This is a genomic window from Achromobacter sp. 2789STDY5608621 (assembly GCF_001299375.1).
Taxonomy (GTDB): Bacteria; Pseudomonadota; Gammaproteobacteria; order Burkholderiales; family Burkholderiaceae_B; genus Achromobacter; species Achromobacter insuavis.
In genome coordinates this window covers 1-24434 of sequence record NZ_CYTU01000069.1, presented here as the reverse complement: position 1 = coordinate 24434, position 24434 = coordinate 1, and the positions used below count along the sequence as shown (strand labels likewise).

The following is a 24434-nucleotide window of genomic DNA, read 5'->3' as shown; positions in this document are numbered from 1 at the left end:
GTCGCGCTCCTGTCTGGGCTATCCTGCGGCAGGCGCCAGCCGTGCTGGCGCGCCGCGTTGTTTCCCCTGTTGCCGCCAGGCCCGCGCCTGCCGGCACGCATGATTCCGAGAAGCCGATGTCCTCCCGCACCCTGTTCCGTCTTTGCCTGGCCGCCATGTTCAGCGGCGTCTTCGGTAGCCTGGGGGCACAGGCGCAGGCGCAGGCACCGGCACCAACGCAGATACCGGCGCAGACGCCCTCCGCCGCCGGCGCACCGGCCGCGCGCGGGGACCAGCTCGTCGGCGAAACCGTGGCCGACCGGCCGTCGACGGTCTATCGCTTTGAAACGCATCGCCTCGATTCGGCCGATGGCAAGCGCCATTACCGCATCCAGATCGCCGTGCCGCGCCAGGCCGCGCCGGCTGGCGGCAGCGCGGTGTTGTACCTGCTGGACGGCAACGCGGCGCTGGCCACGCTGACCGACGCCGATCTGGCCCGGCTGGGCGCGGCCGGCGCGCCGTTGCTGGTGGCCGTGGGCTATGACGTGCCGACGCGCAACGACGTGGTTGCGCGCGCCTATGACTACACGCCGCCCGTGTTCGAGCAAGGCGTGCGGCAGCCGGATCCGGTGGTGCTGGGCCGCGCGGGCGGCGGCGCCGACGTGTTCCTGGCTTTCCTGCGGGAACGGGTCAAGCCGCTGGTGCGCGGGCGCGCCGCGGTCGACGTGAAGCGCGAATACCTGTGGGGCCATTCCTATGGCGGCCTGTTCGCGTTGCATGTGCTGTTCACGCAGCCGGACACGTTCGCGCGCTACATCACGGGGGACCCCTCGGCCTGGTGGGCGGACGGCGCCTTGCTGCGGGAGTGGCGGCGCTTCGATGCGCGGCGCGCGGCCGGCAAGCGCGTGATCGTGCTGGCGGGCACCCGGCCGCGCGACCCGGCGCGCCAGCGGCCCGATGCGCCGTCGACGCGGCCGGATGGCACGCCGATCGACTTGCAGCCTGCCGTGCGCGCGATGGTGGCCGGCCTGCGTGAGGGCGGCGCGGATGCCCGCTACGAGGCGTTCCCGCAGTTCGGCCATGGCGAGATGCTGCGGGTGTCGCTGGCGCACGCGTTGCAGGTCGCCGTCGAACCGTAGGCGTGCCCAGGCGTCAGGACGGCGCATGGTAAAAACGGAATCAGGATCCGGGAATTTTCTCCCACAAGGTCTTTCTCTTCGTGAGCAGGTAATCCGATGTTCGACTGGCAGGACCTGTATTACTTCACCGTATTGGCCCGCACCCAATCGTTGTCGGCGGCCGCCCGCGAGTTGCAGGTCGAGCATGCCACCGTGGGACGCCGCATCGACGCGCTGGAGAAATCGCTGGGCCTGCGGCTGGTGGACCGGTTGCCGCGCAGCCGGCCGCTGACCGAGGACGGCCGCGCGCTGGCGCGCCTGGCCGGCGCCATGACCGAGATCGCCACGGGCGTCGAGCAGCTGTCGCGCATTGCCTCGATCGAGGTGGCCGGCACGGTGCGGGTCAGCGCGCCGCCGTCGCTGGCCAGCCATTGCCTCGCGCCGCGCATGGCCGCGCTGCGCGAGCGGCATCCGAAACTCAACGTGGTGCTGTTGCCGTCGCGGTCGCGGGTGGCGCTGGACCGGGGCGAAGCCGACATCGCGCTGCGCACCGTGCGTCCGGAAGAGGAGGCGCTGGTGCGCAGGAAGATCGGTGTGGTGCGCTTCGCGTTGTACGGCAGTCCCGGGTTCGGCGAACAGCCCGCCGACCAGTGGCGCTTCATCGCGTACGACGAAAGCGGCGATGCGCTGCCGCAGCAGGCCTGGTTGCACCAGATCCGCCGCCACCGGCCGGTGGTGTTCGCGGCCAGCGACCTGGCGGCGCAGCAGATGGCGGCGCGGTCGGGGCTGGGCGCGGTGGTGCTGCCGACGATCGTCGGTGACAGCGACGCCATGCTGCAACGGCTGGCGGTGGAGGGCGAGGCGCCCTCGCGCGAACTCTGGCTGGCGGTGTTTCCGGATCTGCGCCGGTCGCCCGCGGTCAAGGCGGTGATGGATTTCCTGGTGGAGTGCGTGCAGCAGGAGCCGCGCTTGCGCGCTTGACCGCCGTGAACGGCGTGGCCGCGGGCGGCTATTTCCCGGGGGCCGTGGCGCCCTCGGCCAGCATCTGGCGCAGTCGGGCGCGGCGCCGTTCCAGGTCGGCGATCTGCCGTTCGACCGAGGCCAGCCGTTGGCGCTGCACGTCGGAGGTTTCCGGGCAGGCCGCCGCGCCTTCGATCATGCGCATGCAATCGGGAAAGCCCTGGATTTCGGCGAGGCTGAAGCCGGTCGCGATCAGGCGCTGGATCTGCCGTACCTGGCTGACCGCCGCGGACGCAAAGCTGCGGTAGCCATTGGCGGCGCGCGAGGAGGCCAGCAGGCCGTGCGCATCGTAATGGCGGATCGAGCGCAGGCTGGCGCCGGTTGCGCGGGCTAGGGCGCCGATCGACATCGGCTTGGCGGCGGGCGGGGGCGTCATGGCATATCTTCACGAAACGACCGCTTGACTCTAACACCGGTGTGACGGTTGAGACTGTGATTCCCCTTTTGTCATCCAGGAGTCAGTCCCATGCCGGGCCCCTTGTTTTTCCGTTGTTTCCGCCGCCTGCTGGCGGCCGCCGCGCTGCTCCTGGCGAGCGCCGCGGCGCATGCCGACAGCCGCCAGTACACCGCCGTCGCGCCCGACGGCGTGACCCTGGCCATCCAGGAGTCCGGCGATCCGGCCGGCCCCGCCGTGGTGTTCGTCCACGGCCTGCTCGGCAGCCGCCTCAGCTGGGACGCGCAAGTATCCAGCCCGTTGCTGCAGCGCTACCGCCTGATCACGTACGACCTGCGCGGCCATGGCCAGTCGGGCCAGCCGACCGCGCCGCTGGCCTACACCGACGGGCGCCGCTGGGCCGATGACCTGGCGGCCGTGATCGCGGCGTCGGGCGTGCGCCGGCCGGTGCTGGTGGGCTGGTCGCTGGGCGCGGCCGTGACGACCAATTACCTGGCCGCGCATGGCGACGCGGACATCGCCGGCGCGGTCTACGTGGGGGGCGTGATCGAACTGGAAGCCAGCCAGATCGCGCCGCATCCCGAGGTGTATCGCGGCATGGCGTCGAGCGACCTGAAGACGCACCTGGACGCCGAGCGCGCGTTCCTGGCGCTGTGCTTCGCGACGCAGCCCGACACGGTGACATTCGCGCGGCTGCTGGCCAATGCCGCGCTGGCGTCGCCCGGGATGCAGGCCGCAGTGCCGCGGATGACGATCGCGGCGCGCGAAGGCCTGGGCGCGATGCGCAAGCCGCTATGGTTGATCTACGGGGCGCGCGATGCGCTGGTGCGCGTCGAGCCGTCGCTGGAGCGCGCCAGGCGCCTGAATCCGCGCCTGCAGGCCACGGTGTATGCGGCGTCGGGACACGCGCCATTCCTGGAGGAGGCCGAGCGCTTCAACCGCGATCTAGCGGGATTCATCGACGCCGCCAACGGGCGTTGACGCCAGCAGCGCGCGGATGCGATCGGCGGCCTGCGGCGAGGCGGGGTGATAGACCACCATGGACAGGTCCGGCCGGCCGTCGACCGAGAACCCGGAGTATTCCAGTTCGAGCAGGCCGGCGCGGGCGTGGCGCAGGCGCTTGGTGCCTTCGCCGTGGACGCGCACGTCGTTGTCGCGCCACAGCGCCGCGAATTCCGCGCTGTCGCGGCTCAATTCCTCGACCAGCCGGGCGACTTCGGAGGCGGCGCCGGCGCGGGTCACGTCGGCGCGGAAGGCGCCCACCACGAAACGGGCAATGCCCTCCCAATCGTCCTGCGCCTGACGCACGCGGGGATTGCAGAAGACCAGCCGCAGGATGTTGCGCTGCTCGGGCGCCAGGGCGCCGTAGTCGGTCAGGACGGCCGCGGCCGCGCGGTTCCAGGCGACCACGTCCCAGGTGGCGGTGCGGATGATGGCGGGGCTGATTTCGAGCGCGTCCAGCAGGCGCTGCAGGCGCGGCGTCACGCCCTGGGCCGACTGGTATTTGACGTCCGGGGGATGGCCACGGCCCAGCAGGAACAGATGATGCCGCTCGGCCTCGGTCAGCATGAGGCCGGCGGCGATGCGGTTGAGCACGTCGGCCGAGGGCGCGCCGCCGCGGCCCTGTTCGAGCCAGGTGTACCAGGTGGCACTGATGTTCGAGAGCTGCGCCACCTCTTCGCGGCGCAGGCCCGGCGTGCGGCGGCGGCTGGCGGTGAAGCCGAACGCGGCCGGGTCGAGCCGGCCGCGGCGGTCCTTCAGGTAGGCGCCGAGCGGGTTGTCGGTGGGCGATGTCATGGCCAGCCAGTTGAGATATATACCCCTATAAGTTCACTACTTTAACAGGATAGATCGGCGTCGCATGATGGCAGCCTGACAACCCAGGAGAGCGATCTTGCGCATCTTTCTGACCGGCGCGACCGGCTTCATCGGCTCGAAAATCGTGCCCGAACTCATCAACGCGGGGCACCAGGTGCTTGGCCTGGCCCGCTCCGACCGCGGCGCCCGGGCGCTGCAATTGGCGGGCGCCGACGCGCACGCCGGCGACATCGAGGACCTGGACAGCCTGCGGCGCGGCGCGTCCGCCTGCGACGCCGTGATCCATACCGCCTTCGACCACGACTTCGCCCATTTCGTGGCCAACTGCGAGAAGGACCGGCGCGTCATTCTCGCGCTGGGCGAGGCGTTGCAGGGGTCGGCGCGGCCGCTGCTGATCACCTCGGGCACGCCGATGGGCAGCGCGGCGCCCGGCCAGCCGGCCACCGAGGACCATTTCAATCCGGCGCATCCGAATCCGCGCAAGGCGTCGGAGCTGGCGGGCGAGGAATTGCTGGCGCGCGGCGTCCGGGTGTCGGTGGTGCGCCTGTCGCAGATCCATGACACCGAGAAGCAGGGGCTGGTGACCGAGATGGTGGCGCTGGCGCGGGCCAGGGGCGTGTCGGGCTATGTCGGCGACGGCGCCAACGGCTGGTCGGCGGCCCATGTGTCGGACACGGTGCGGCTGTATCGCGCGGCGCTGGAGCACGGCGAGGCCGGCGCGCGCTATCACGCCACGGCCGAGTCGCCCATTCCGTTCCGCGATATCGCGCAGGCCATCGGCGACCGCCTGGGCGTGCCGGTGATCCGCATGGACGAGGCGGCGGCGGCCGCGCATTTCGGCTGGCTGTCGCACTTCGTCGGCCATGACATGTCGGCCTCGAGCGCGGCCACGCGCGAACGGCTGGGATGGCGGCCGACGGGGCCGGGGCTGCTCGACAGCCTGGCACAGTTGCCGGTCTGAGGCGCGGGGCCAAGGCTGGCGACGTCCAGGCCGGACGCGCCGCCGCGGGCGGCATCAGCCGCCGGAATCCGACCCCGGCGCGCGCCGCGTCGGGCGGGTGCCGGCGTCGTTGGCGGCGCCGCTTTCGTCGTCCACGGTGAGGCCGCCGCCGGACATGATGCCCTTGGCGATGTCGTCGGCGGACTTGCCGCCAAAGCCGTGCTCGCCGGCGACGATGCGGAAGCTGTCGCCCTCGAGCGGGCTTTGCAGCGTGGCCGAGGACAGCAGCACGCCGTTCGACCGCAACTGCACGCGCTTGCCGACGCGGTTGCGGGTGAAGTCGGCCAGGACCTGGCGGCTCTCGGGTTGCAGCACCACGTCGACGAAGCGCATTTTGGTCTGCGGTTCGATGCCGGGCGTGGCGCTCTGCGCGCGCAGGGCCACGGTCTCGGCGTGGGAGGCGGCGGCCGCCAGCAGCAGGGCGGCGCAGGCGAGGGATCGGAAGGCGCTCATGGGGGCTCCGGGAAACGGACGGATCGATGCCGGCATCCTAGCCCGATCGGCGGCGCCGCATATTACGACTTGTATGCGAACGCTGGCATTGCCTGCCGCCGGCCTTTGAGCGCGGATTGTTGGCCGCTAATATGTCGGCTCGATGATCGTCCCAGGCCGCGGATCCGCCGGCCGCTGCGAGGAAACCCGTCCCATGAAGCTGCATGCCCCCTGGTTCCTGTCCTGTCTGCTGCTGGCGGGCGTTGCCCACGCGGGTTCGGCGCCCGCCGAACTGTCGTGTGTGTCGGAGAGCGGCAAGGTCGCGCTGCGCGGCGTCATCCCGTCGCCGTCTTCGGAAGAGCTCAAGCTGACGCTGACGTATGTCGGCGCCACATTGGGATTCGACGCGGACCGGGATCCCGCCTATGTCGTGTCGGATTTTCCGTTGGGCGTCTTCACCCTGGTGGCGCCGGACGAGGTCTGGCCGTTGACGCTGTATGCGCTGCCGGCCAGCGTGGCGGTCAAGAAGGATGGCACCGGCGCCGTGGTGGGCACCTTCCAGGCCAAGCTCACCGGGCCGCGTCCGGGCGGGCCGGGCGCGAACCAGCCGCTCAAGGCCACGGTCAACTGCAACTACCACTACTCGGTCTGAATCCGGCGGGGCATTCCGGGTAATCCCGATACCGGGATTTTCGGCAAAATTTGTATGATGACCATATGAATAAGCCACGGGAGTTCCCCATGCCGTACCCGCTTTCCGCCGCCCGCGGCCGCCTCGTGGCGAGCGCGCGATGACCCCGGAAACCCGCATTCGCGAGGAGATCTGCACGGTCGGCGCCAGCCTCTACCAGCGCGGCTACACCGTCGGCGCGGCCGGCAACATCAGCGCCCGGCTGGACGACGGCTGGCTGATCACGCCCACCGATGTCTGCCTGGGCCGCCTGGACCCGGCCGAGCTGGCCAAGGTCGACCTGGCCGGCAACTGGGTCTCGGGCGCCAAGCCCTCCAAGACCCTGGCGCTGCACCAGGGCATCTACCAGGCCGACCCCGCCGCGCGCGGCGTCGTGCACACCCATTCGACCCATCTGGTCGCGCTGACGCTGGCGGGCGTGTGGCGCGAGGACGAGGTGTTGCCGCCGATCACGCCGTACCAGGTGATGAAGGTCGGGCGCATTCCGCTGATTCCCTATCGCCGCCCCGGCGATCCGGTGGCGGCGGCGCAGGTGGCGGCGCTGGCCGCGCAGGTGCGCGGGGCGCTGTTTGAGCGTCTCGGGCCGGTGGTGTGGGAACGCTCGGTGTCGCATGCCTCCTATGCGCTCGAGGAACTGGAAGAGACCGCGCGGCTGTGGCTGATGTCCGATCCGCGCCCCGCGCCGCTGTCCGAGGACGCCATCGAGGAACTGCGCGCCACCTTCGGCGCGCGCTACTGATACGACGGGCGCCCCGCGCGCCGGCGGTCCGCGTGGACGCGGACCGCGAACCTACGGAGACGACGAGATGCCGCGCCTGGCCGCGAACCTGAGCATGATGTATGCGGAGCACGCTTTCCTGGACCGGTTCGGCGCGGCCGCGCGCGACGGCTTCCAGGGGGTGGAGTTTCTGTTCCCCTACGAATTCGCCGCCGCCGAGATCCGCGTGCGGCTGGATGGCCACGGCCTGTCGCAGGCCCTGTTCAATGCGCCGCCCGGCGACTGGGCGGCGGGCGAGCGCGGCATCGCCGCGCTGCCGGGGCGCGAGGACGAGTTCCGCCGCGGGCTGGATCTGGCGCTGGAATATGCGGCGGCGCTGGGCAACCGCAGGCTGCACGTGATGGCGGGCCTGGTGGCGCCGGGAAGCGACCGCGCCGCCCACCGCGAGGTCTACCTGCGCAATCTGGAAAGCGCGGCGCGCGCCGCCGCCTCGGCCGGCGTGACCATCGTGATCGAGCCGATCAACCCGCGCGACATGCCCGGCTTCTTCCTGACCCGCCAGGACGAGGCGCAGGCCATCCGCGCCGAGGTCGGCGCCGACAACCTGCGCGTGCAATTCGATTGCTATCACTGCCAGATCGTCGAGGGCGACCTGGCGGTCAAGCTGCGCCGCGACATGGCGGGCATCGGCCATATCCAGATCGCCGGGGTGCCGGACCGGCACGAACCGGACCTGGGCGAACTCAATTACCCCTACCTGCTGGCGCTGATCGACTCCCTGGGCTACACGGGCTGGGTCGGCTGCGAATACCGGCCCCAGGGCGCGACGTCGGCGGGCCTGGCGTGGGCCCGACCCTATCTCGCGGGAGGCGAGCGATGAAGATACTGATCACCGGCGGCGCGGGCTTCCTCGGCCAGCGCCTGGCGCGCAAGCTGCTGGAGCAGGGAAGGCTGGCGCTGGGCGGCGCGCCCGAACCCATCACGCAGATCGACCTGCTGGACGTCACGCGCACCGACGCCATCAACGACACCCGCGTGCGCTCGGTCCAGGGCGACATCGCCGACCCGGCGGTCCTGGATGCCCTGATCGGCGCCGACACGGCGGCGGTGTTCCACCTGGCCGCGATCGTCAGCGGCCAGGCCGAGGCCGATTTCGACCTGGGCATGCGCATCAACCTGGATGCGTCGCGGGCGTTGCTCGAGGCCTGCCGCCAGCGTGGCCACCGGCCGCGCGTGGTGTTCACCAGTTCGGTCGCGGTCTATGGCGGCGCGTTGCCGGAGACGGTGCGCGACGACACCGCGCTCAATCCGCAGTCTTCCTACGGCACGCAGAAGGCGATCGCCGAGCTGCTGCTGGCCGACTACACGCGGCGCGGCTTCATCGATGGCCGCGCGTTGCGGCTGCCGACCATCAGCGTGCGGCCGGGCCGGCCCAACGCGGCGGCCTCGTCGTTCGCCAGCGGCATCATCCGCGAGCCGCTCAATGGCGAGCCGGCGGCCTGCCCGGTGGGGCCGGACACGCGCCTGTGGCTGCTGTCGCCGCGGCGCGCGGTGCAGGCGCTGATCGCGGGCTGCGAGCTGGACGCGGCCGCGGTGGCCGATCGCCGGCCGATCAATCTGCCGGGCGTGTCGGTGACCGCCGCCGACATGGCGCGGGCGCTGCGCGAGATCGCGGGCGATGCGGTCGCCGACCGCATCAGCTGGCAGGCCGATGCGCGGGTGCAGGCCATCGTCGGCAGTTGGCCGGGGCGCTGGGACACGGCGCGGGCCACGCAACTGGGCCTGGAAGGCGACAGCGATTTCGCCGAGATCATCCGCGCCTACATCGGCGACGACTTGCGGGGAACGGTATGAGCCATCATGAGGAAGCCGCGCGCGATGTCGGCGTGATCGGCCTGGGCGCCATGGGCGCGGGCATCGCGCAGAGCCTGCGGCGCGCCGGCCATCGGGTGCATGCCTACGATATCCGGCCGGGCGTGGCGGCGGCGTTCGCCGAACAGGGGGGCGTGGCCTGCGACACGCTGGCGGCGCTGGCCGCGGCCTGCGACGTGGTGGTCAGCGTGGTGGTGAACGCGCAGCAGACCGAGAGCGTGCTGTTCGGCGACGGCGATCTGGCGGCGGCCCTGCGGCCCGGCAGCGTGTTCGTGATGTGCTCGACCGTGGATCCGTCCTGGTCGAGCGCGCTGGAGGCGCGCCTGGCGGCCCTGGGCGTGCTGTACCTGGATGCGCCGATCTCGGGCGGCGCGGCCAAGGCCGCGGCGGGCGAGATGACCATGATGACCGCCGGCGCGCCGGCCGCCTACGCGGCGTGCGGGCCGGTGCTGGACGCGATGGCGGCCAAGGTCTACCGGCTGGGCGACCGCGCCGGCGCGGGCAGCAAGGTCAAGATCATCAACCAGCTGCTGGCCGGCGTGCATATCGCCGCCGCCGCCGAAGCCATGGCGCTGGGGTTGCGCGAAGGGGTCAATGCCGATGCGCTGTACGAGGTCATCACCCACAGCGCCGGCAACAGCTGGATGTTCGAGAACCGCATGGCGCACGTGCTGGCGGGCGACTACACGCCGTTGTCGGCGGTGGACATCTTCGTCAAGGACCTGGGACTGGTGCTGGACACCGCGCGCCACAGCAAGTTTCCGCTGCCGCTGGCGTCCACCGCGCACCAGATGTTCATGCAGGCGTCGGCCGCCGGACACGGGCGCGAGGACGACAGCGCGGTCATCAAGATCTTTCCCGGAATCACCTTGCCGGAGTCCGCATGACGATCAAGCTGGGCTGCATCGCCGACGATTTCACCGGCGCCACCGATCTGGCCAACAACCTGGTGCGCGCCGGCATGCGCACGGTGCAGGCCATCGGCGTGCCCGACGGCGCGCTGGAGACGCCCGCCGACGCGGTCGTGGTGGCATTGAAGACCCGCACCTTGCCAGCCGCCGACGCGGTGGCGCAGTCGCTGGCCGCGCTCGAATGGCTGCGCGTGCAGGGCGCCGAGCAGATATATTTCAAGTACTGCTCGACCTTCGACAGCACGACGCAGGGCAATATCGGCCCGGTCGCCGACGCGCTGATGACGGCGCTCGGCACCGATTTCACCATCGCCACGCCGGCCTTTCCGGACAACAAGCGCACGGTGTTCAAGGGCTACCTGTTCGCCGGCGACGTACCGCTGAATGAATCGGGCATGCAGCATCATCCGCTGACGCCGATGACCGACGCCAACCTGGTTCGCGTGCTGTCGGCGCAGACCCGGCGCAAGGTCGGCCTGATCGACTATGCGGTGGTGGCGCGTGGCGCCGAGGCGATTCGAGGCCGCATCGATGCGTTGCGGCGCGAGGGCGTGGAGATCGCCATCGTCGACGCCATTTCCAATGATGACCTGCTGGCGCTGGGGCCGGCGCTCAAGGGCATGCCGCTGGTGACGGCGGGCTCGGGCGTGGCCATCGGCCTGCCCGGCAACTGGGGGCTGGCGCGGGGCGCGGCCGCCGGCCTGCCGCGCGAGCCGGGAACGCAGGCGGTGGTGGCGGGAAGTTGCTCCATCGCGACCCAGGGCCAGGTCGCCGCGTTCATCGCGGCGGGCGGGCCGGCGCTGGCGCTCGATCCGCTGCGCATCGCCGCGGGTGACGACGTGGTGGCGCAGGCGCTGGCCTGGGCCGCGCCGCGCCTGCCCGATGGCCCGGTACTGATCTATTCGACCGCCCGGCCCGACGCCGTGCAGGCGACCCAGGCCAGCCTGGGCGCGGCGCGCGCCGGGGCGCTGGTCGAGGACGCGATCGCGCGGATCGCGGCGGGCCTGGCGCGGCTCGGGGTGCGGCAGCTGATCGTGGCCGGCGGCGAGACCTCGGGCGCGGTGGTGCAGGCGCTGGGCCTGACGCAATTGGCCATCGGCGAGCAGATCGATCCGGGGGTGCCGTGGTGCGCGGGCCAGGCGCAGGCGGTGGGGGCGCGCATCAGCATCGCCCTGAAGTCAGGCAATTTCGGCGGCGTGGATTTCTTCACGCGGGCCTTCGGCCAGGACGCCTGACGGCGCGCATTGACTGCGCGTATTGGCGGTGCCTATTGAGGCCGCATTTCAACCAGGCGGATTGACGAGCCGCCTCAGCGATGTGCCTGGCGCAGGCGTCCGGCGGCGTTGACCATGTGGATGCGGGCGGCTTCGCGCGCCGCCTCCACGTCCTGGCGGCGGATGGCATCCGCGATGGCGGCGTGTTCCTGCAGCACCGCGCGCATCTGGTCGGCGTGGCGCGCCTCGTTGCCGCGCGTGACGCGGGTGGCGGCTTCCAGGTATTGGCTGACGAACGCCAGGGTGGCCAGGAAGTAGGGGTTGCCGGTGGCCTGCGCGATGCAGCGGTGGAAGGCCACGTCTTCCTTGACGCCGTCGCCGCCGCGCTCGACCGCGGCGGCAATGGCCGCCAGCGCGTCGTCGATGGCCGCCATGTCGCGCTTGCTGCGCTGGGCCGCGGCCTGCGCCGCGATTTCGGTTTCGAGCGCGCGCCGCAGGTCGACGATGTGCAGCACCGCGTCCAGCGACGACAGTTCGGCCGCGTCGATGCGCAGCGCGCGCTGGCCGCCTTGGCCGGTGACGAACACGCCGCTGCCCTGGCGCGCCTCGACGATGCCGTCCTGGCGCAGCCGCGACACCGCTTCGCGGATGACGGTGCGGCTGACGCCGAACTGCTCGGCCAGGCGCGTTTCGGTGGGCAGTTTTTCGCCGGGCAGCACGCGGCCCGCGTCGATCTCGGCGAGCAGCTGCTTGGCCACCGTATCGGTCAGCGTGGGGGGCGTGTGGAGTCGGGGAAACGCCATGGCATGGGACCGCGCAAGGCGGGCGGGACGTGGCTCTGGGATGGGGGGCTCATGATAACCCGCCGGCTCACGCCGCCGCGCGGGCGCGGTTCAGGCAGTCGATGAAATACTGCGCGGCTGGCGTCGGCGGCGAATCCGCCCGCGTCAGGATCGACACCCGCGCCGCCGGCAGCGGATGCGCCAGCGGCAGGATGCACAGCGACGTCGGCGCCAGCACGCGATGCAAGCCGTTGCGCACGAAGAAACCCACGGCGTCGCTCTGGCCCAGTATCGCCAGGGCGATGGCAATGGATTGGCAGGGAATCACGTCGGCGGGCGGCGGCAGGCCGCGTTCGGAGTAGGCCAGCCGCAGCAGGTTGGTGGGCGTCTGCGTATTGCCCGGCATCAGCCACAGCAGGTCGCTCAGCTCGGCCAGGTCGGTCGCGTGGCGCAGGGGATGGTCGGCGCGCGCGCCCACCGCCAGCGGCAGGGTGAACAGCGTGGTGCGGGCGAAGCCGTCGTAGATGTCGCCGTCGTATTCGGTCTGCACCACCAGGTCATAGCGGCCGGTTTCCAGCTGTTCGTGGCTGTAGGGCGGCGCGACCTCATGGAAGGCCACGGCGACGCGCGGCATGCGCGCGCGGAACGCGGCCAGCGCCGTCGGCAGGATCGGCAGCACCGACGAGCTGATGGCCAGGTTGAGCGTGCCGCCCTCGCCATCGCGCATCTGGTCGATGTCTTCCTGCGCCCGCCGCGCTTCCTGCAGGATCAGCACGGCGCGCTTGTGCAGCGCCTGGCCGTAGGGCGTCAGCTCGACGCCCTTGGCGCTGCGCCGCACCAATTCCGCGCCCAGGCTCTGTTCCAGTTCGCGCAGGCTGCGCGTGGCCGCCGGCTGCGTCACGCACAGGGCGCGCGCGGCGGCGCGGATGCTGCCGTGCTCGGCGATCAGCACGAAGGCGCGCAGCTGGCGCAGGTTCATCGGAGCGGGCACGGTGGGGTATAAGCAAAAGTCATCGCTGCAGCAAAAATACTGTCTTTTGCGTTTCGCCCGCCATCCGTATATTCACTAGCACCGCACGGATACCGGCACACGGACCGGCGGAGACGGATCGGACATCAAGGGGAAAACATGTCTATCGCCATCGCGGCCGGCGCCGGCGCGCGCAGCCTGCATACGCCTTCCATGCGCCGGCGGGTCATCGCCGGCACCACCATCGGCAACGCGCTCGAGTTCTTCGACTTCACCGTATTCACTTTCCTGATGCTGGTCATCGGGCCGCTGTTCTTTCCGGCGGCCTCCGGCTATGGGCAACTGTTGCTGACCACGGCCACCTTCGGCGTCGGCTTCCTGATGCGGCCGGTGGGCGGCATGCTGATCGGCTCCTACGCCGACCGCCATGGCCGCCGCGCCGCCATGACGCTGACGCTGTGGCTGATGGGCCTGGGCTGTGCGCTGATCGCCGCCGCGCCCACGCATGCGCAGATGGGGCTGCTGGGGCCGGTGATGATGGTGCTGGCGCGGCTGATCCAGGGCTTTGCCGCCGGCGGCGAGGTGGGCGCGTCGACCACGCTGCTGGTCGAGCACGCGCCGCCCACGCGGCGCGGCTTCTATTCCAGCTGGCAATTCGGCAGCCAGTCGCTCGGCGTGGCGCTGGGCGCCGTGGTGGTGGGCACGCTGACCGCCGCACTGACCGCCGAGCAGATGCAGGCCTGGGGCTGGCGCGTGCCGTTCGTGATCGGCATCCTGACGGTGCCGGTGGGCGCATACATCCGCCGCAATCTCGAAGAGACGCTGCACGTCGACGAGCCGGCTGGCGGCCGGCCGCGCGCCGTGGGCCACCAGCCGCTGCGCCGCGTCTTCGCCGAACACAAGACCGAGGTCGCCAAGGGCATCCTGCTGATGATCGGCGGCATGGTGTGCGCGCAGATCATCGGCTTCTACATGCCGTCGTATGCGCATCGCGAACTCGGCCTGCCGGCGACCTCGACGCTGTCGGCCAGTGTGGTGGTGGGCGCGGTCGGCTTCCTGTTCGCGCCGCTGGTCGGCATGCTGGCCGACCGGGTGGGGCGCAAGCGCGTGATCTTCTGGTCGCGCGTGACGACGGTGGCGGTGCTGCTGCCGTGCTTCGAGTGGCTGATCGCGGCGCCCAGCAGCGCGCGGCTGATGCTGGTGGTGGGGCTGCTGTCGATCCTGCTGGCGCTGCAATCCGCGCCCGGCATCACCATGCTGCCCGAACTGTTTCCGAAAGCCGTGCGTACCACGGGCATGTCGGTGGTGTACGGTCTGGGGATTTCCGTCTTCGGCGGCTTTGCCCAGTTCTTCGTGACCTGGCTGCTGCACGTGACCGGCAATCCCATGGCGCCCGCCTGGTACCTGATGGTGGCGGTGGCGCTTTCCACGGTGGTGCTGTTCTGGATCCGCGACCGCACCGGCGACGATATCGACAACCAGGAGGCCTGATGCAATCCGCTAGCCCTTATTTTTCCCGCAGCTATGCCCTGGCGCGCGAGCGCTTCACCGCCGCCGCCCGGCCGCTGGCGACGCGTTTCGCGTCCTATGCCATCGAGCCCAAGGGGCGCGAGGGCGAGGACCTGGCCACCGACGTCGCTCTGATCGGCGATGCCGGCGCCGAGCGCCTGCTGATCATGACCTCCGCCACCCACGGCGTGGAAGGCTTCTGTGGCTCGGGTTGCCAACTGGCGTTGCTGGACGACGCCGAGATGCTGGAGCGCGCGCGCCAGGCCGGCGTGGCGCTGCTGCTGGTGCACGCGGTGAACCCGCATGGCTTTTCGTGGATCGCGCGCACCGACGAAGGCAACGTCGACCTGAACCGCAACGCGCAGCCGTTCGACGGCCAGCCGCTGCCGGCCAACCCCGGCTATGGACAGATCCATGAGTTGCTGCTGCCGGCGCAATGGCCGCCGTCGGACGCCAATCGGGAGCAGATCGCCGCCTACATCGGCGAGCATGGCCTGGCGGCCTTCAAGCAGGCCGTGACCCGCGGGCAGTACACGCACGCGGACGGCCTGTTCTATGGCGGCGTCCGTCCGGCCGCGTCCCTGCGCAACCTGCGCCGCATTCTCGAAGAGCACGCCGCCGGCCATGCGCAGATCGGCTGGATCGACGTGCATACCGGGCTGGGGCCGCGCGGACACGGCGAGAAGATCTATGCCGGCCGCCGCGACGAGGCCGAAGTGGCGCGCACGCGCCGCTGGTGGGGCGCCGATATCGCCGTGCCCTACCAGGGCACATCGGCCTCGGTGGACATCACCGGCCATCTGGCCGGGCTGGCCTACCAGGCCTGCCCGGATGCGGTGCCGACGCTGATGGCGCTGGAGTACGGCACGCAGCCGTCGGAACAGGTGGTGGACGCGCTGCGCGGACGCAACTGGCTGCGCGCGCATCCCGATGCGCCGGCGGCCTTGCGCGACCAGATCCTGCAGGCCACGCTGGACGCGTTCTATTGCGACGCGCCGGACTGGCATGGCGCGGTGCTGGGGCAAAGCCGGGTGGCAGTACTGCAGGCCGTGCTGGGGCTGGAGGCCGCGGCGGACTGAGGTATCAGGGCCGATCCAGGGGATCGGCTTGCTTTGTCATCGAAATGTTATATCATCCTTCAGCTATTTGTAATGATATAACATCCATGAGGGTAAAGATGACAGGCAAGACGCAGGGATCGCAGGGAACCCGGGGCAAGCGCGGCGCGGTGGCGGCGCGGCGCAGGAACGGCGCGCGGGCGCTCAAGCCGCTGGTCTGCTCGCTGATGCTGGCCGCGCCGGTGGCGCAGGCCGAGACCGAGGCCGATCCGTCGCGCCATCGCACGCTGGCGCCGATCACGGTGTCCGCGAATCCCTTGGGCCTGGACCTGAACAGCACCATGCTGCCGGCCTCCGTGCTGGAAGGCGATGAACTGGTCGAGCGGCGCGCCGGCACGCTGGGCGAGACCCTGAAGAGCCTGCCGGGCGTGAACAGCGATACCTTCGGCGGCGGCGCCAGCCGGCCGGTGATCCGCGGCCAGACCGCGCCCCGCGTCAAGGTGCTGTCCGACGGTTCCGAGGTGATGGACGCCTCCGGCATTTCGCCGGACCACGCGGTGACGGTCGAGCCCCTGCTGGCCGAACGCATCGAAGTGCTGCGCGGCCCGGCCGCGCTGCTGTATGGCGGCGGCGCGATCGGCGGCGTGGTGAACGTGGTGGACAAGAAGATTCCCACCGCGGTGCCGGAGAAGGGCGTGGAGATGGAAGCCGAGCTGCGCGGCGCCACCGGCACCAAGGAGCGCGCCGGCGCGATCGGCATCACCGCCGGCGAAGGCCAGTTCGCGGTGCGGGTCGAAGGCATGAAGCGGCGCACCAGCGACTACGACGTGCCGGACTGGCCCGGCGGCAAGCTGGCCGGCTCCTACAGTGAATCGACGCAGGGCTCGGTCGGCCTGTCGTGGATCACGCCGCGCGGCTACGTGGGCCTGGCGTTCACGCACCTGGAAAGCAAGTACGGCCTGCCCGGCCACAATCACGAGTATGAGGGTTGCCATCCGCATGGCACCCACCTGCATTGCGGCGGCCACGACCACGACCACGACCATGGCGATGGCGATCACGAAGATCACGACCATGACCACGCGCACGGCGGCGTGCCCTATGTGAAGCTGCGGAGCGACCGCCTGGACCTGCGCGCCGAATACCAGGACCCGTTCGCCGGCTTCGAGAAGATCCGCGTGCGCGGCGGCCTGACCGACTACCAGCACGAGGAGATCGAGGGCGGCCAGGTCGGCACCCGCTTCAAGAACAAGGGCTACGACCTGCGGGTCGAGCTGCAGCACAAGCCGCTGGCCGGCTGGCGCGGCGTGATCGGCCTGCAGAACGCCTACAGCGACTTCCGCGCCGACGGCGAGGAAGCGTTCCTGCCGCGCAGCCGCACCCGTTCCAACGGCCTGTTCGTGCTGGAGGAATACCAGCTGAACGACTGGCGCTTCGAACTCGGCGCGCGCCAGGACTGGCAGCGCATCGCGCCCGCCGGCGGCGCGCCGCGCAGCAGCCTGTCGGGCACGTCGTTGTCGGCAGCCGCCATCTGGGACTTCGCGCCGCAGTACTCGGTGGCCCTGTCGCTGTCGCGCTCGCAACGCCTGCCGACCGCGCAGGAACTGTACGCCGACGGCGTGCACCTGGCCACCAACACCTACGAACTGGGCAATACCGGCCTGGGCCGCGAGACCTCGCGCAACATCGACCTGACGCTGCGCAAGCATGCGGGCGACACGACCTTCTCGGCCAGCGTGTTCCACAACAAGGTGAAGAACTACATCTACGCCGACACGCTGGACCGCTATGAGGATTTCCGCCTGATCGAGTACACCCAGCGCGACGCCGAATTCACCGGCGTGGAAGGCGAGTTGCGGCACCAGTTCACACCGGTGTTCTCGGCGGCGGTGTTCGGCGACTACGTGCGCGGCAAGCTGACTGGCGGCGACGGCAACCTGCCGCGGATTCCGGCGGCGCGCGCGGGCCTGCGCGGCAACGTCAAGTGGCAGCAGTGGTCGGGCGGCGTCGAGTACGCGCGCGTGTTCTCGCAGAAGGACATCGCCGCGTATGAGAACAGCACGCCGGGCTACAACCTGGTCAACGCCGTGGTGGCGTATCGCGGCCGCTACGGCGCGACGGGCTACGAGGTCTTCCTGCGCGGCACCAACCTGCTGAACAAGCTGGCCTACAACCACGCTTCGTTCATCTCGTCGGTCGCGCCGCTGCCGGGCCGCAGCGTGATGCTGGGCGTGCGCATGACGTATTGAGGGATCGCGGCGCGGCGGGCGTGACGGGCGGATATGCTAATTTCCAGGCATGCCGCCCGCCCCGGAGTCCGCCATGCTGAAGTTCGCCGCCAATCTCTCGATGATGTACCCGGAACATGCGTTCCTGGACCGCTACGCGGCCGCCGCGGCCGACGGCTTCGCGGGCGTGGAATGCATGTTTCCCTACGAAGCGCCGGCCGCGTTCGTGCGTGAGCGCATGGATGCCGCCGGCGTGTCGCAAGTCCTGTTCAACGCGCCGCCGGGCGTGGCCTCGCGCGGCGAGCGCGGGCTGGCCGCGTTGCCGGGCCGCCAGGACGAATTCCGCGCCGGCATCGAGCAGGCGCTGGGCTACGCCACGGTGCTGGCCTGCGCCCAGGTCCACGTGATGGCGGGCCTGATGCCCGACGGCGTCACGCGCGCCGAGATGCTGGACTGCTACCGCGAGAACCTCGACTGGGCCGCGCGCCAGGCGCGTTCCGTCGGCGTGACGCTGCTGATCGAGCCCATCAACACCCGCGACATCCCCGGCTATTTCCTCAATCGCCAGGACGAGGCGCACCAGGTGGTGCAGGCCGTCAACGCGCCCAACCTGAAAGTGCAGATGGACCTGTACCACTGCCAGATCGTCGAGGGCGATGTCACCGCCAAGCTGCGCCAGTACCTGCCCACCGGGCGGGTCGGACACCTGCAGATCGCCGGCGTGCCGCTGCGGCAGGAACCGGACCGGGGCGAGCTGGATTACGGCTGGATCTTCTCGGTGCTGCGCGGGCTGGACTACAGCGGCTGGATCGGCTGCGAGTACCGTCCGGCCGCCGGCACCTCGGCCGGCCTGCGCTGGCTGGCCGCGGCCCGCGGCTGATGCGGCGCCGCGCCGATGCCGCGTCCATGATCGTCGCCGCAGTCCTGCTCGCCGGGCGTCAAAAATATAGTTAATATGTTAATTAAATTCAGAATACCAGGAGACAACCCCATGTCCAGAAGAGGCTTCATCCGCCGCGCGCTGGGAACCGTGGCCGTGGCGGCGTTCGCCGCGCAGGCCGCGCCCGCGCTGGCCGGAGAATTTCCCGAGCATCCCATCCGCTGGCTGGTGCCATTCAGCGCCGGCGGCGGCAGTGACCTGGCCACCCGCATCGTGGCCAAGCACGTGAGCCAGGCGCTGGGCCAGCCCGTGGTGGTGGAGAACCGCCCCGGCGCCGCCACCATCGTCGCCGCGCAGGAAACCGCGCGCGCCGCACCCGACGGCTACACGCTGATGACCGCCGGCATGAGCACGCTGTCGCTCAACCCGTGGCTCTACAAGCAGCTGCCGTATGACCCGTGGAAGGACCTGAAGCCGGTCTCGACGCTGGTGGCGCTGCCGATCGTGCTGGTGGCGTCGCCGGCTTCCGATCTGAAGAACATGCCGGAAGTGATGGCGTACCTGTCCGACGACAAGAAGGCCAGCTACGCCTCGCTGGGCGTGGGCAGCCCGCACCATCTGGCGATGGAATTGTTCCTGTCCCAGTTCGGCGGCAAGGCCACCGCGATTCCCTACAAGGGCACGCCGCCGGCATTGCAGGACGTGGCGGCGGGCGTGGTGCCGCTGATGATGGCCGATCTGGCCGCCGCGCGGCCGTTGATCCAGGCGGGCAAGCTGCGCGCCATCGCGGTGCCGGCCAACGAGCGCTCGGGGCAGTTGCCCGACGTGCCCACCTTCGGCGAGGCCGGCGGCCCGCCGCTGGATGCCACCGCCTGGCAGGGCGTGGTGGCGCCGGCGCGCACGCCCAAGGCGGTGGTCGACAAGCTCAGCGGCGCGATCCAGGCGGCGCTGAAGTCACCCGAGGTGATCAAGCAGCTCAAGCTGCAGGGCATGGAGCCGATGGGCAGCTCGTCGAACGACTTCTTCGACTACGCGCATCGCGAGTACGAGAACTGGGGCGCGGTGATCCGCCAGAAGAATATTTCGGTGGATTGACGGGTCTTAGCCCGCGGCCGCCGCGCGCTTTTGCCGCCGCGCGGTGGCGGCGCAGCCGGCCGAGGCGATGATGATGCCGCAGATCGCCAGCCACTGCGTGCCGGACAGGTGTTCGTTCAGCACGATGACGCCGGCCAGCGCGCCCATCGCGGGCTCCATGCTGAGCAGCACGCCGAAGGTCTTCTGCGGCAGGCGCCGCAGCGCCACCATTTCAAGCGAATAGGGCAGGGCGCTGGAGAGGATGCCGACCGCCACGCCGGCCAGGATCAGCTTGGGGTCCAAGAGCGCCATGCCGGCGTGGGCCGCGCCCACCGGCAGCGCCACCATGGTGGCCGCCAGCAGGCCCAGCGAGGTGGCCTGTCCGCCATGCACGTTGCCGGCCATCTTGCCGAAGATGATGTACAGCGCCCAGCACACCGCCGCGCCCAGCGCGTAGCCGATGCCGGCGGGATCGAGGTCGTGCATGGATTGGCCGGTCGGGATCAGCAGCACCAGCCCGGCCAGCGCGCAGGCGATCCAGACGAAGTCGATGGCGCGCCGCGACAGCACCACGGCCAGCGTCAGCGGGCCGGTGAATTCGATGGCGATGGCCACGCCCAGCGGCAGGGTGCGCAGCGCCATGTAGAACAGCAGGTTCATGCAGGCCAGCGTCACGCCGTACAGCGCGATCTTGGCGGCGTTGCGCGCGGTCAGCGGAAAGCGCCACGGACGCCAGAACGCGATCAGGATGATGGCGCCGATGACGATGCGGTACGCCGTGGTGCCTTGCGCGCCCACCTCGGGAAACAGCGACTTGGCGAACGACGTGCCGATGCACAGCGAGGCCATGGCGCCGATCAGCGACAGCGTCGGCATCAGGGTGGAGGCGGACGTATCGCGTCCGGAGGGAAGGGTGGCGGCGGTCATGATGCGGCGTCTGCGGAAAAATCAGGGGTTCAAGGTGGAGGCGGTGGAGTAGAGCACGTAGAGGGCCAGGCCGAGCATGATCGCGCCCAGCAGCCCCTGCTGCATGCGCAGGAACCACGGGTTGCGTCCGACCCAGCCGCGGATGCGCGATGCGCCGTAGGCGAAGCAGCTGCCGTAGGGCAGGCTCAGCGCCTTCATGGTCACGCCCAGCACCAGCATCTGGATCCACACCGGGCCGTTGTCCGGCGTGGTGAACTGCGGCAGGAAGGCGATCATGAACAGCAGCACCTTCGGGTTCAGCAGATTGGTCATGAAGCCCTGCCAGAACGCATCGCGCGCCTCGCCGGGCCGCGCGGCCAGGGACACGTCGGCGTCGCGGGCGCAGCGCAGGATGGCCTTGATGCCCAGGTAGCCCAGATACAGGCCGCCGGCCGCCTTGATCGCCAGGAACAGCGTCGGAAACGCCTGCAGCACCGAGGCCAGCCCCAGCACCACGGCCGGCACCTGGATGAAACCCGCCGCCACATTGCCCAGCACGCTGTGGAACGCCGGCCGGAAGCCCTGCGTCATGCCTCGCGACAGCGTCAGCGCCATGTCCGGGCCGGGGGTGAGTTTCAACGCCGCGTCGGCGGCCAGGAAGAGCAGGAAAAGCTGGAGTGACGGCATGGGAATCGGGCTGCGCCTGGCCGCGAGGGCGACCAGAGGGTTCCCAGTGTAAGCAAGGCGCCTGATTAATTCCTGCAGCCAGCGGTGCGCAAATGAAGTTTCCCGTCGAATTTGGGGGCAGGTCGTTTTGCGCGCCCGTTTAGAATCCGTCTACAGGCCCGCACGGCCTGGACCGCCGCGGCGCCGAGACCCCATGGAACTAGACGATTTCGACCTTCAGATCCTGCAGAGCCTGCAGGAAGACAACCAGCGCACCAGCCAGGAGGTGGCCGAGCGCGTGAACCTGTCGCCGGTATCGTGCCTGCGGCGCATGAAGCGGTTGCGCGAATCCGGAGTGGTGCTGGGGGATGTGTCGGTGGTGGAGCCGGCGGCGGTGGGGCGCGACATCATGATGGTGGTGCTGGTGTCGCTCGAAAGCGAGCGCGCCGACAAGCTGGACACCTTCAAGCGCGCGATGCGCGGCGCGCCGGAGATCATGCAGTGCCTGGCGGTGACGGGGGAGGTGGACTTCGTCGTCACCATGACCGTGCGCGACATGGCGGAGTACGACGCCTTCGCGCAGCGCCATTTCTGGGGCGATCCCAACGTGAAGCGCTTCTCGACGCTGGTGGTGATGAACCGCGTCAAATACGGACTGGCGGTGCCGACGACGCAGCCCGGCGAGGCGTAGCGGGCTCGCCGCCGATTGCGTGGGCCGAGCCGGCGGCGCTAGACTGGCCGCCTCCTCCTCTTTCCGTGTCTCACCGCCATGGCATTGCACAGCTGGCTCATCTACCTGGTTGCCGTGATCGGCCTGTCGATCACGCCCGGCCCCAACACCTTGCTGGCGCTGACCCACGGCGCGCTGCACGGGCATCGCAAGGCGCTGTGCACCATCGCTGGCGGCGCGGTCGGCTTCATTGCGCTGATCGCCCTGTCGATGCTGGGCATCAGCGCGCTGCTCAAGGCCTGGGGGCCGGCGCTGACGGTGCTGAAGTGGGCCGGCGGCGCGTACCTGATCTGGCTCGGCATCCAGCTGTGGCGCTCGCCCGGCGTGCAGCTGCGCCCGGCGCCCGACATGCCGCGGCTGCGCGGCACCCGCATGTTCAGCCAGGGTTTCCTGTCGGCGATCGCCAATCCCAAGGCGCTGCTGTTCTACGGCGCCTTCCTGCCGCAGTTCATCGATCCGGCCCGCAGCCTGTTTACGCAATTCCTGATCATGGCCGCGACCTTCGTGGCCATCGAGTTCGTGGTGGAGTACGTGCTGGCGCGCCTGGCGCACCGCGTGCGGCCGTGGCTCGAACGCGCCGGCCGGCGCTTCAACAAGGTGTGCGGGGGATTGTTCGCGGCGATGGGGGTGGCGCTGCCGGGGTCTTGAGCCCCGGGTTTTGATCCGCGCGTTTTGATCCGCGGCCTTTGATCTCCGGGCTTTGATCCCGGCGCCACAATGCAAAAGCCCGACTCCAAGGAGCCGGGCTTTTTAATTCTGGTGGCCTGGGGCGGAATCGAACCACCGACACAAGGATTTTCAATCCTCTGCTCTACCGACTGAGCTACCAGGCCAACGAAGTCCGCAACTATACACAATTTTTTGGACTTGTGCCAGCCGCCTCGAAAAAAGTTTGAAGAATTTTCGCGGCGCCTTCCCGCATGGCGAGGGGCAAGGGGCGCATACTACCGCAAGCGGCGGTTGCATGGGGTGCGACCAAGCGTCGCGTGGGGTGCGACCCAGCGTCGCGGCCCGGGCCCCGAATGGCATGGGGATAACCCGCGGGAGTATAATCATGGCCGGTCCGCTGTTACATGCACGCTGCACCGCATGGGCTTTGCGGGGACCACAGCTCTAATACTCACGGCCTTGTCCTTTACATGTCGGTAGCTGTCCTAGCCTTCGGTCTGAATCACACGTCCGCGCCGGTGTCGGTTCGCGAACGCGTGTCCATGCCCGTCGATCTGGTCAAGCCGGCGCTGGAAGGCCTGCGTTCCGCGTTCGGCGGGTCGGTGCGCGAAGCCGCCATCCTGTCGACCTGCAACCGCACCGAAATCTATTGCGCCGCCGACGGCCACGTGGCCGACCAGCTGCCCGCGTGGCTGGCCGAGCACAACCGCCTGGACGCCGGCACGCTGCGCCCGCATCTGTACCGCCACCAGCAGGACGACGCCGTGCGCCACGCCTTCCGCGTGGCCAGCGGGCTCGATTCCATGGTGCTGGGCGAAACCCAGATCGTCGGCCAGATGAAGGACGCGGTGCGCGCCGCCGGCGAGGCCGGTTCGCTCGGCACCTTGCTGCACCAGATGTTCCAGCGCACCTTTTCGGTCGCCAAGGAAGTCCGCTCGCAGACCGCCATCGGCGCGCAGTCGGTGTCCATGGCCGCCGCCGCGGTGCGCCTGGCCGAACGCGTGTTCGGCAACCTGGACCAGGCCCGCACGCTGTTCATCGGCGCGGGCGAAATGATCGAGCTGTGCGCCACCCACTTCGCCGCGCAGCGTCCGCGCAGCATGGTGGTGGCCAATCGCACGGCCGAACGCGCCGAGCTGCTGGCCAACCGGTTCTCGGCCAGCACCATGAAGCTGTCGGACCTGACCGACCGCCTTTCCGAATTCGACGTGGTCGTCTCCTGTACGGCCAGCTCCCTGCCCATCCTCGGGCTGGGGATGGTGGAACGGGCCACGCGCCTGCGCCGCCACCGCCCCATGGTCATGATCGACCTGGCCGTGCCGCGCGACATCGAACCCGAGGTCGGCCGCCTGGACGACGTCTACCTGTATTCCGTCGATGACCTGGGCCGTCTGGTCCAGACCGGCACCGACGCGCGCCGCGCCGCCGTGGTGCAGGCCGAGGCCATCATCGAAACCCGCGTCCAGGGCTTCATGCACTGGATGCAATCGCGCGAAGTGGTGCCCGTCATCCGCGACCTGCACCAGGCCGCCGAAGACGTCAGCGCCGCCGAACTCGAGCGCGCCCGCCGCCTGCTGGCGCGCGGCGAATCGCCGGAAGCCGTGCTCGAGCAGCTGGCCCACGGCCTGACCCAGAAATACCTGCATGGCCCGCTGGCGGCGTTGAACCGCAGCGAAGGCGAGGACCGCAAGCAGCTGCTTGCCTGGATGCCGCGCCTGTTCCCCGGCCGCGACTCGCGCCGTTAGCGGCGCTGTTCCCGCCCCGCCTTGCGGCGGGCGCTCGTCACGGGCGCCCG

At 70.0% G+C, this 24434-nt stretch carries 25 protein-coding genes and 1 tRNA gene; 18 read left to right on the top strand and 8 right to left on the bottom strand.

Annotated features, from left to right (window positions below; translation table 11 throughout):
- The first annotated feature begins 116 nt into the window (after positions 1-116).
- Entirely contained in the window at positions 117-1118 is a 1002-nt protein-coding gene (locus tag AOZ53_RS31130; protein WP_054490812.1) for an alpha/beta hydrolase, read from the top strand.
- 96 nt (positions 1119-1214) lie between these two features.
- Positions 1215-2078 (top strand): LysR family transcriptional regulator, encoded by an 864-nt coding sequence (locus AOZ53_RS31125; RefSeq protein WP_054490810.1) that lies wholly within the window; start codon positions 1215-1217, stop codon positions 2076-2078.
- Between the two features lie 28 nt (positions 2079-2106).
- Here AOZ53_RS31125 and AOZ53_RS31120 read toward each other — a convergent pair whose 3' ends face one another.
- Positions 2107-2493: a MerR family transcriptional regulator gene (locus AOZ53_RS31120; protein ID WP_054429349.1), complete on the bottom strand. Its 387-nt coding sequence runs from the start codon at positions 2491-2493 to the stop codon at positions 2107-2109.
- Positions 2494-2583: 90 nt separating this feature from the next.
- On the opposite strand from AOZ53_RS31120, the gene AOZ53_RS31115 reads away from it, so the two are divergent.
- Positions 2584-3492: an alpha/beta fold hydrolase gene (locus AOZ53_RS31115; protein ID WP_054490808.1), complete on the top strand. Its 909-nt coding sequence runs from the start codon at positions 2584-2586 to the stop codon at positions 3490-3492.
- On the opposite strand, the gene AOZ53_RS31110 is transcribed toward AOZ53_RS31115, so the two are convergent.
- Positions 3457-4308 carry a helix-turn-helix transcriptional regulator gene (locus AOZ53_RS31110; protein ID WP_054474859.1) on the bottom strand — a complete coding sequence of 284 codons (852 nt, stop codon included), beginning with the start codon at positions 4306-4308 and terminating at the stop codon, positions 3457-3459. The genes AOZ53_RS31115 and AOZ53_RS31110 overlap by 36 nt on opposite strands.
- Before the next feature lie 97 nt (positions 4309-4405).
- Here AOZ53_RS31110 and AOZ53_RS31105 point away from each other — a divergent pair, with 97 nt between their 5' ends.
- Positions 4406-5290, top strand: coding sequence for an SDR family oxidoreductase (locus AOZ53_RS31105; protein ID WP_054490806.1), 885 nt, complete (start codon positions 4406-4408; stop codon positions 5288-5290).
- Between the two features lie 54 nt (positions 5291-5344).
- On the opposite strand, the gene AOZ53_RS31100 is transcribed toward AOZ53_RS31105, so the two are convergent.
- Positions 5345-5782 carry a SecDF P1 head subdomain-containing protein gene (locus tag AOZ53_RS31100; protein WP_054490805.1) on the bottom strand — a complete coding sequence of 146 codons (438 nt, stop codon included), beginning with the start codon at positions 5780-5782 and terminating at the stop codon, positions 5345-5347.
- A gap of 193 nt (positions 5783-5975) precedes the next feature.
- Between AOZ53_RS31100 and AOZ53_RS31095 the strand changes: the two genes are divergently transcribed.
- From AOZ53_RS31095 to otnK, 6 genes are all read left to right on the top strand, one after another.
- Positions 5976-6413, top strand: a complete 438-nt coding sequence (locus AOZ53_RS31095; protein ID WP_054429354.1) for a hypothetical protein — start codon at positions 5976-5978, stop codon at positions 6411-6413.
- A 139-nt stretch (positions 6414-6552) separates the two neighbouring features.
- A complete protein-coding gene (locus AOZ53_RS31090) occupies positions 6553-7191 on the top strand; it encodes a 3-oxo-tetronate 4-phosphate decarboxylase (RefSeq protein WP_054429355.1) in 639 nt (212 codons plus the stop codon).
- A 67-nt stretch (positions 7192-7258) separates the two neighbouring features.
- Positions 7259-8050: a 2-oxo-tetronate isomerase gene (gene otnI, locus AOZ53_RS31085; RefSeq protein ID WP_054490803.1), complete on the top strand. Its 792-nt coding sequence runs from the start codon at positions 7259-7261 to the stop codon at positions 8048-8050.
- Positions 8047-9024, top strand: a complete 978-nt coding sequence (gene denD, locus AOZ53_RS31080) for a D-erythronate dehydrogenase (RefSeq protein ID WP_054490801.1) — start codon at positions 8047-8049, stop codon at positions 9022-9024. The genes otnI (AOZ53_RS31085) and denD overlap by 4 nt, the downstream gene beginning before the upstream one ends.
- On the top strand, positions 9021-9929 hold the full coding sequence (gene ltnD / locus AOZ53_RS31075; protein WP_054490800.1) for an L-threonate dehydrogenase: 909 nt from the start codon (positions 9021-9023) through the stop codon (positions 9927-9929). The genes denD and ltnD overlap by 4 nt, the downstream gene beginning before the upstream one ends.
- Positions 9926-11188 (top strand): 3-oxo-tetronate kinase, encoded by a 1263-nt coding sequence (gene otnK / locus AOZ53_RS31070; RefSeq protein ID WP_054490798.1) that lies wholly within the window; start codon positions 9926-9928, stop codon positions 11186-11188. Before ltnD ends, otnK begins: the two co-directional genes overlap by 4 nt.
- Positions 11189-11262: 74 nt before the next feature.
- On the opposite strand, the gene AOZ53_RS31065 is transcribed toward otnK, so the two are convergent.
- Complete coding sequence (locus AOZ53_RS31065) at positions 11263-11970, bottom strand: FadR/GntR family transcriptional regulator (protein ID WP_054429360.1); 708 nt, start codon at positions 11968-11970, stop codon at positions 11263-11265.
- 67 nt (positions 11971-12037) lie between these two features.
- Positions 12038-12940 (bottom strand): LysR substrate-binding domain-containing protein, encoded by a 903-nt coding sequence (locus AOZ53_RS31060; protein ID WP_231690282.1) that lies wholly within the window; start codon positions 12938-12940, stop codon positions 12038-12040.
- 138 nt (positions 12941-13078) lie between these two features.
- On the opposite strand from AOZ53_RS31060, the gene AOZ53_RS31055 reads away from it, so the two are divergent.
- The 5 genes from AOZ53_RS31055 to AOZ53_RS31035 all read left to right on the top strand — a co-directional run bounded on the left by AOZ53_RS31055 (position 13079) and on the right by AOZ53_RS31035 (position 19689).
- A complete protein-coding gene (locus tag AOZ53_RS31055) occupies positions 13079-14410 on the top strand; it encodes an MFS transporter (protein ID WP_054490796.1) in 1332 nt (443 codons plus the stop codon).
- Positions 14410-15507, top strand: a complete 1098-nt coding sequence (locus tag AOZ53_RS31050) for a M14 family metallopeptidase (protein ID WP_054490794.1) — start codon at positions 14410-14412, stop codon at positions 15505-15507. Before AOZ53_RS31055 ends, AOZ53_RS31050 begins: the two co-directional genes overlap by 1 nt.
- Before the next feature lie 206 nt (positions 15508-15713).
- A complete protein-coding gene (locus tag AOZ53_RS31045) occupies positions 15714-17735 on the top strand; it encodes a TonB-dependent receptor domain-containing protein (RefSeq protein ID WP_231690714.1) in 2022 nt (673 codons plus the stop codon).
- A 73-nt stretch (positions 17736-17808) separates the two neighbouring features.
- Positions 17809-18594 carry a 2-oxo-tetronate isomerase gene (gene otnI, locus AOZ53_RS31040; RefSeq protein WP_054474857.1) on the top strand — a complete coding sequence of 262 codons (786 nt, stop codon included), beginning with the start codon at positions 17809-17811 and terminating at the stop codon, positions 18592-18594.
- Positions 18595-18705: 111 nt separating this feature from the next.
- Positions 18706-19689 carry a Bug family tripartite tricarboxylate transporter substrate binding protein gene (locus tag AOZ53_RS31035; protein WP_054490792.1) on the top strand — a complete coding sequence of 328 codons (984 nt, stop codon included), beginning with the start codon at positions 18706-18708 and terminating at the stop codon, positions 19687-19689.
- A gap of 6 nt (positions 19690-19695) precedes the next feature.
- Here AOZ53_RS31035 and AOZ53_RS31030 read toward each other — a convergent pair whose 3' ends face one another.
- Entirely contained in the window at positions 19696-20595 is a 900-nt protein-coding gene (locus AOZ53_RS31030; protein ID WP_054429366.1) for an EamA family transporter, read from the bottom strand.
- 21 nt (positions 20596-20616) lie between these two features.
- Positions 20617-21261: a LysE family translocator gene (locus AOZ53_RS31025; protein WP_082380361.1), complete on the bottom strand. Its 645-nt coding sequence runs from the start codon at positions 21259-21261 to the stop codon at positions 20617-20619.
- A 193-nt stretch (positions 21262-21454) separates the two neighbouring features.
- Between AOZ53_RS31025 and AOZ53_RS31020 the strand changes: the two genes are divergently transcribed.
- Positions 21455-21931, top strand: a complete 477-nt coding sequence (locus AOZ53_RS31020; RefSeq protein WP_054429367.1) for an Lrp/AsnC family transcriptional regulator — start codon at positions 21455-21457, stop codon at positions 21929-21931.
- A 78-nt stretch (positions 21932-22009) separates the two neighbouring features.
- Positions 22010-22618 (top strand): LysE family translocator, encoded by a 609-nt coding sequence (locus tag AOZ53_RS31015; RefSeq protein ID WP_006391700.1) that lies wholly within the window; start codon positions 22010-22012, stop codon positions 22616-22618.
- 109 nt (positions 22619-22727) lie between these two features.
- Here the strand turns inward: AOZ53_RS31015 and AOZ53_RS31010 are convergent.
- Positions 22728-22803, bottom strand: a tRNA-Phe gene (locus tag AOZ53_RS31010).
- A gap of 306 nt (positions 22804-23109) precedes the next feature.
- Between AOZ53_RS31010 and hemA the strand changes: the two genes are divergently transcribed.
- Positions 23110-24384 (top strand): glutamyl-tRNA reductase, encoded by a 1275-nt coding sequence (hemA, locus tag AOZ53_RS31005; protein ID WP_006391699.1) that lies wholly within the window; start codon positions 23110-23112, stop codon positions 24382-24384.
- The last annotated feature ends 50 nt before the right edge of the window (positions 24385-24434 follow it).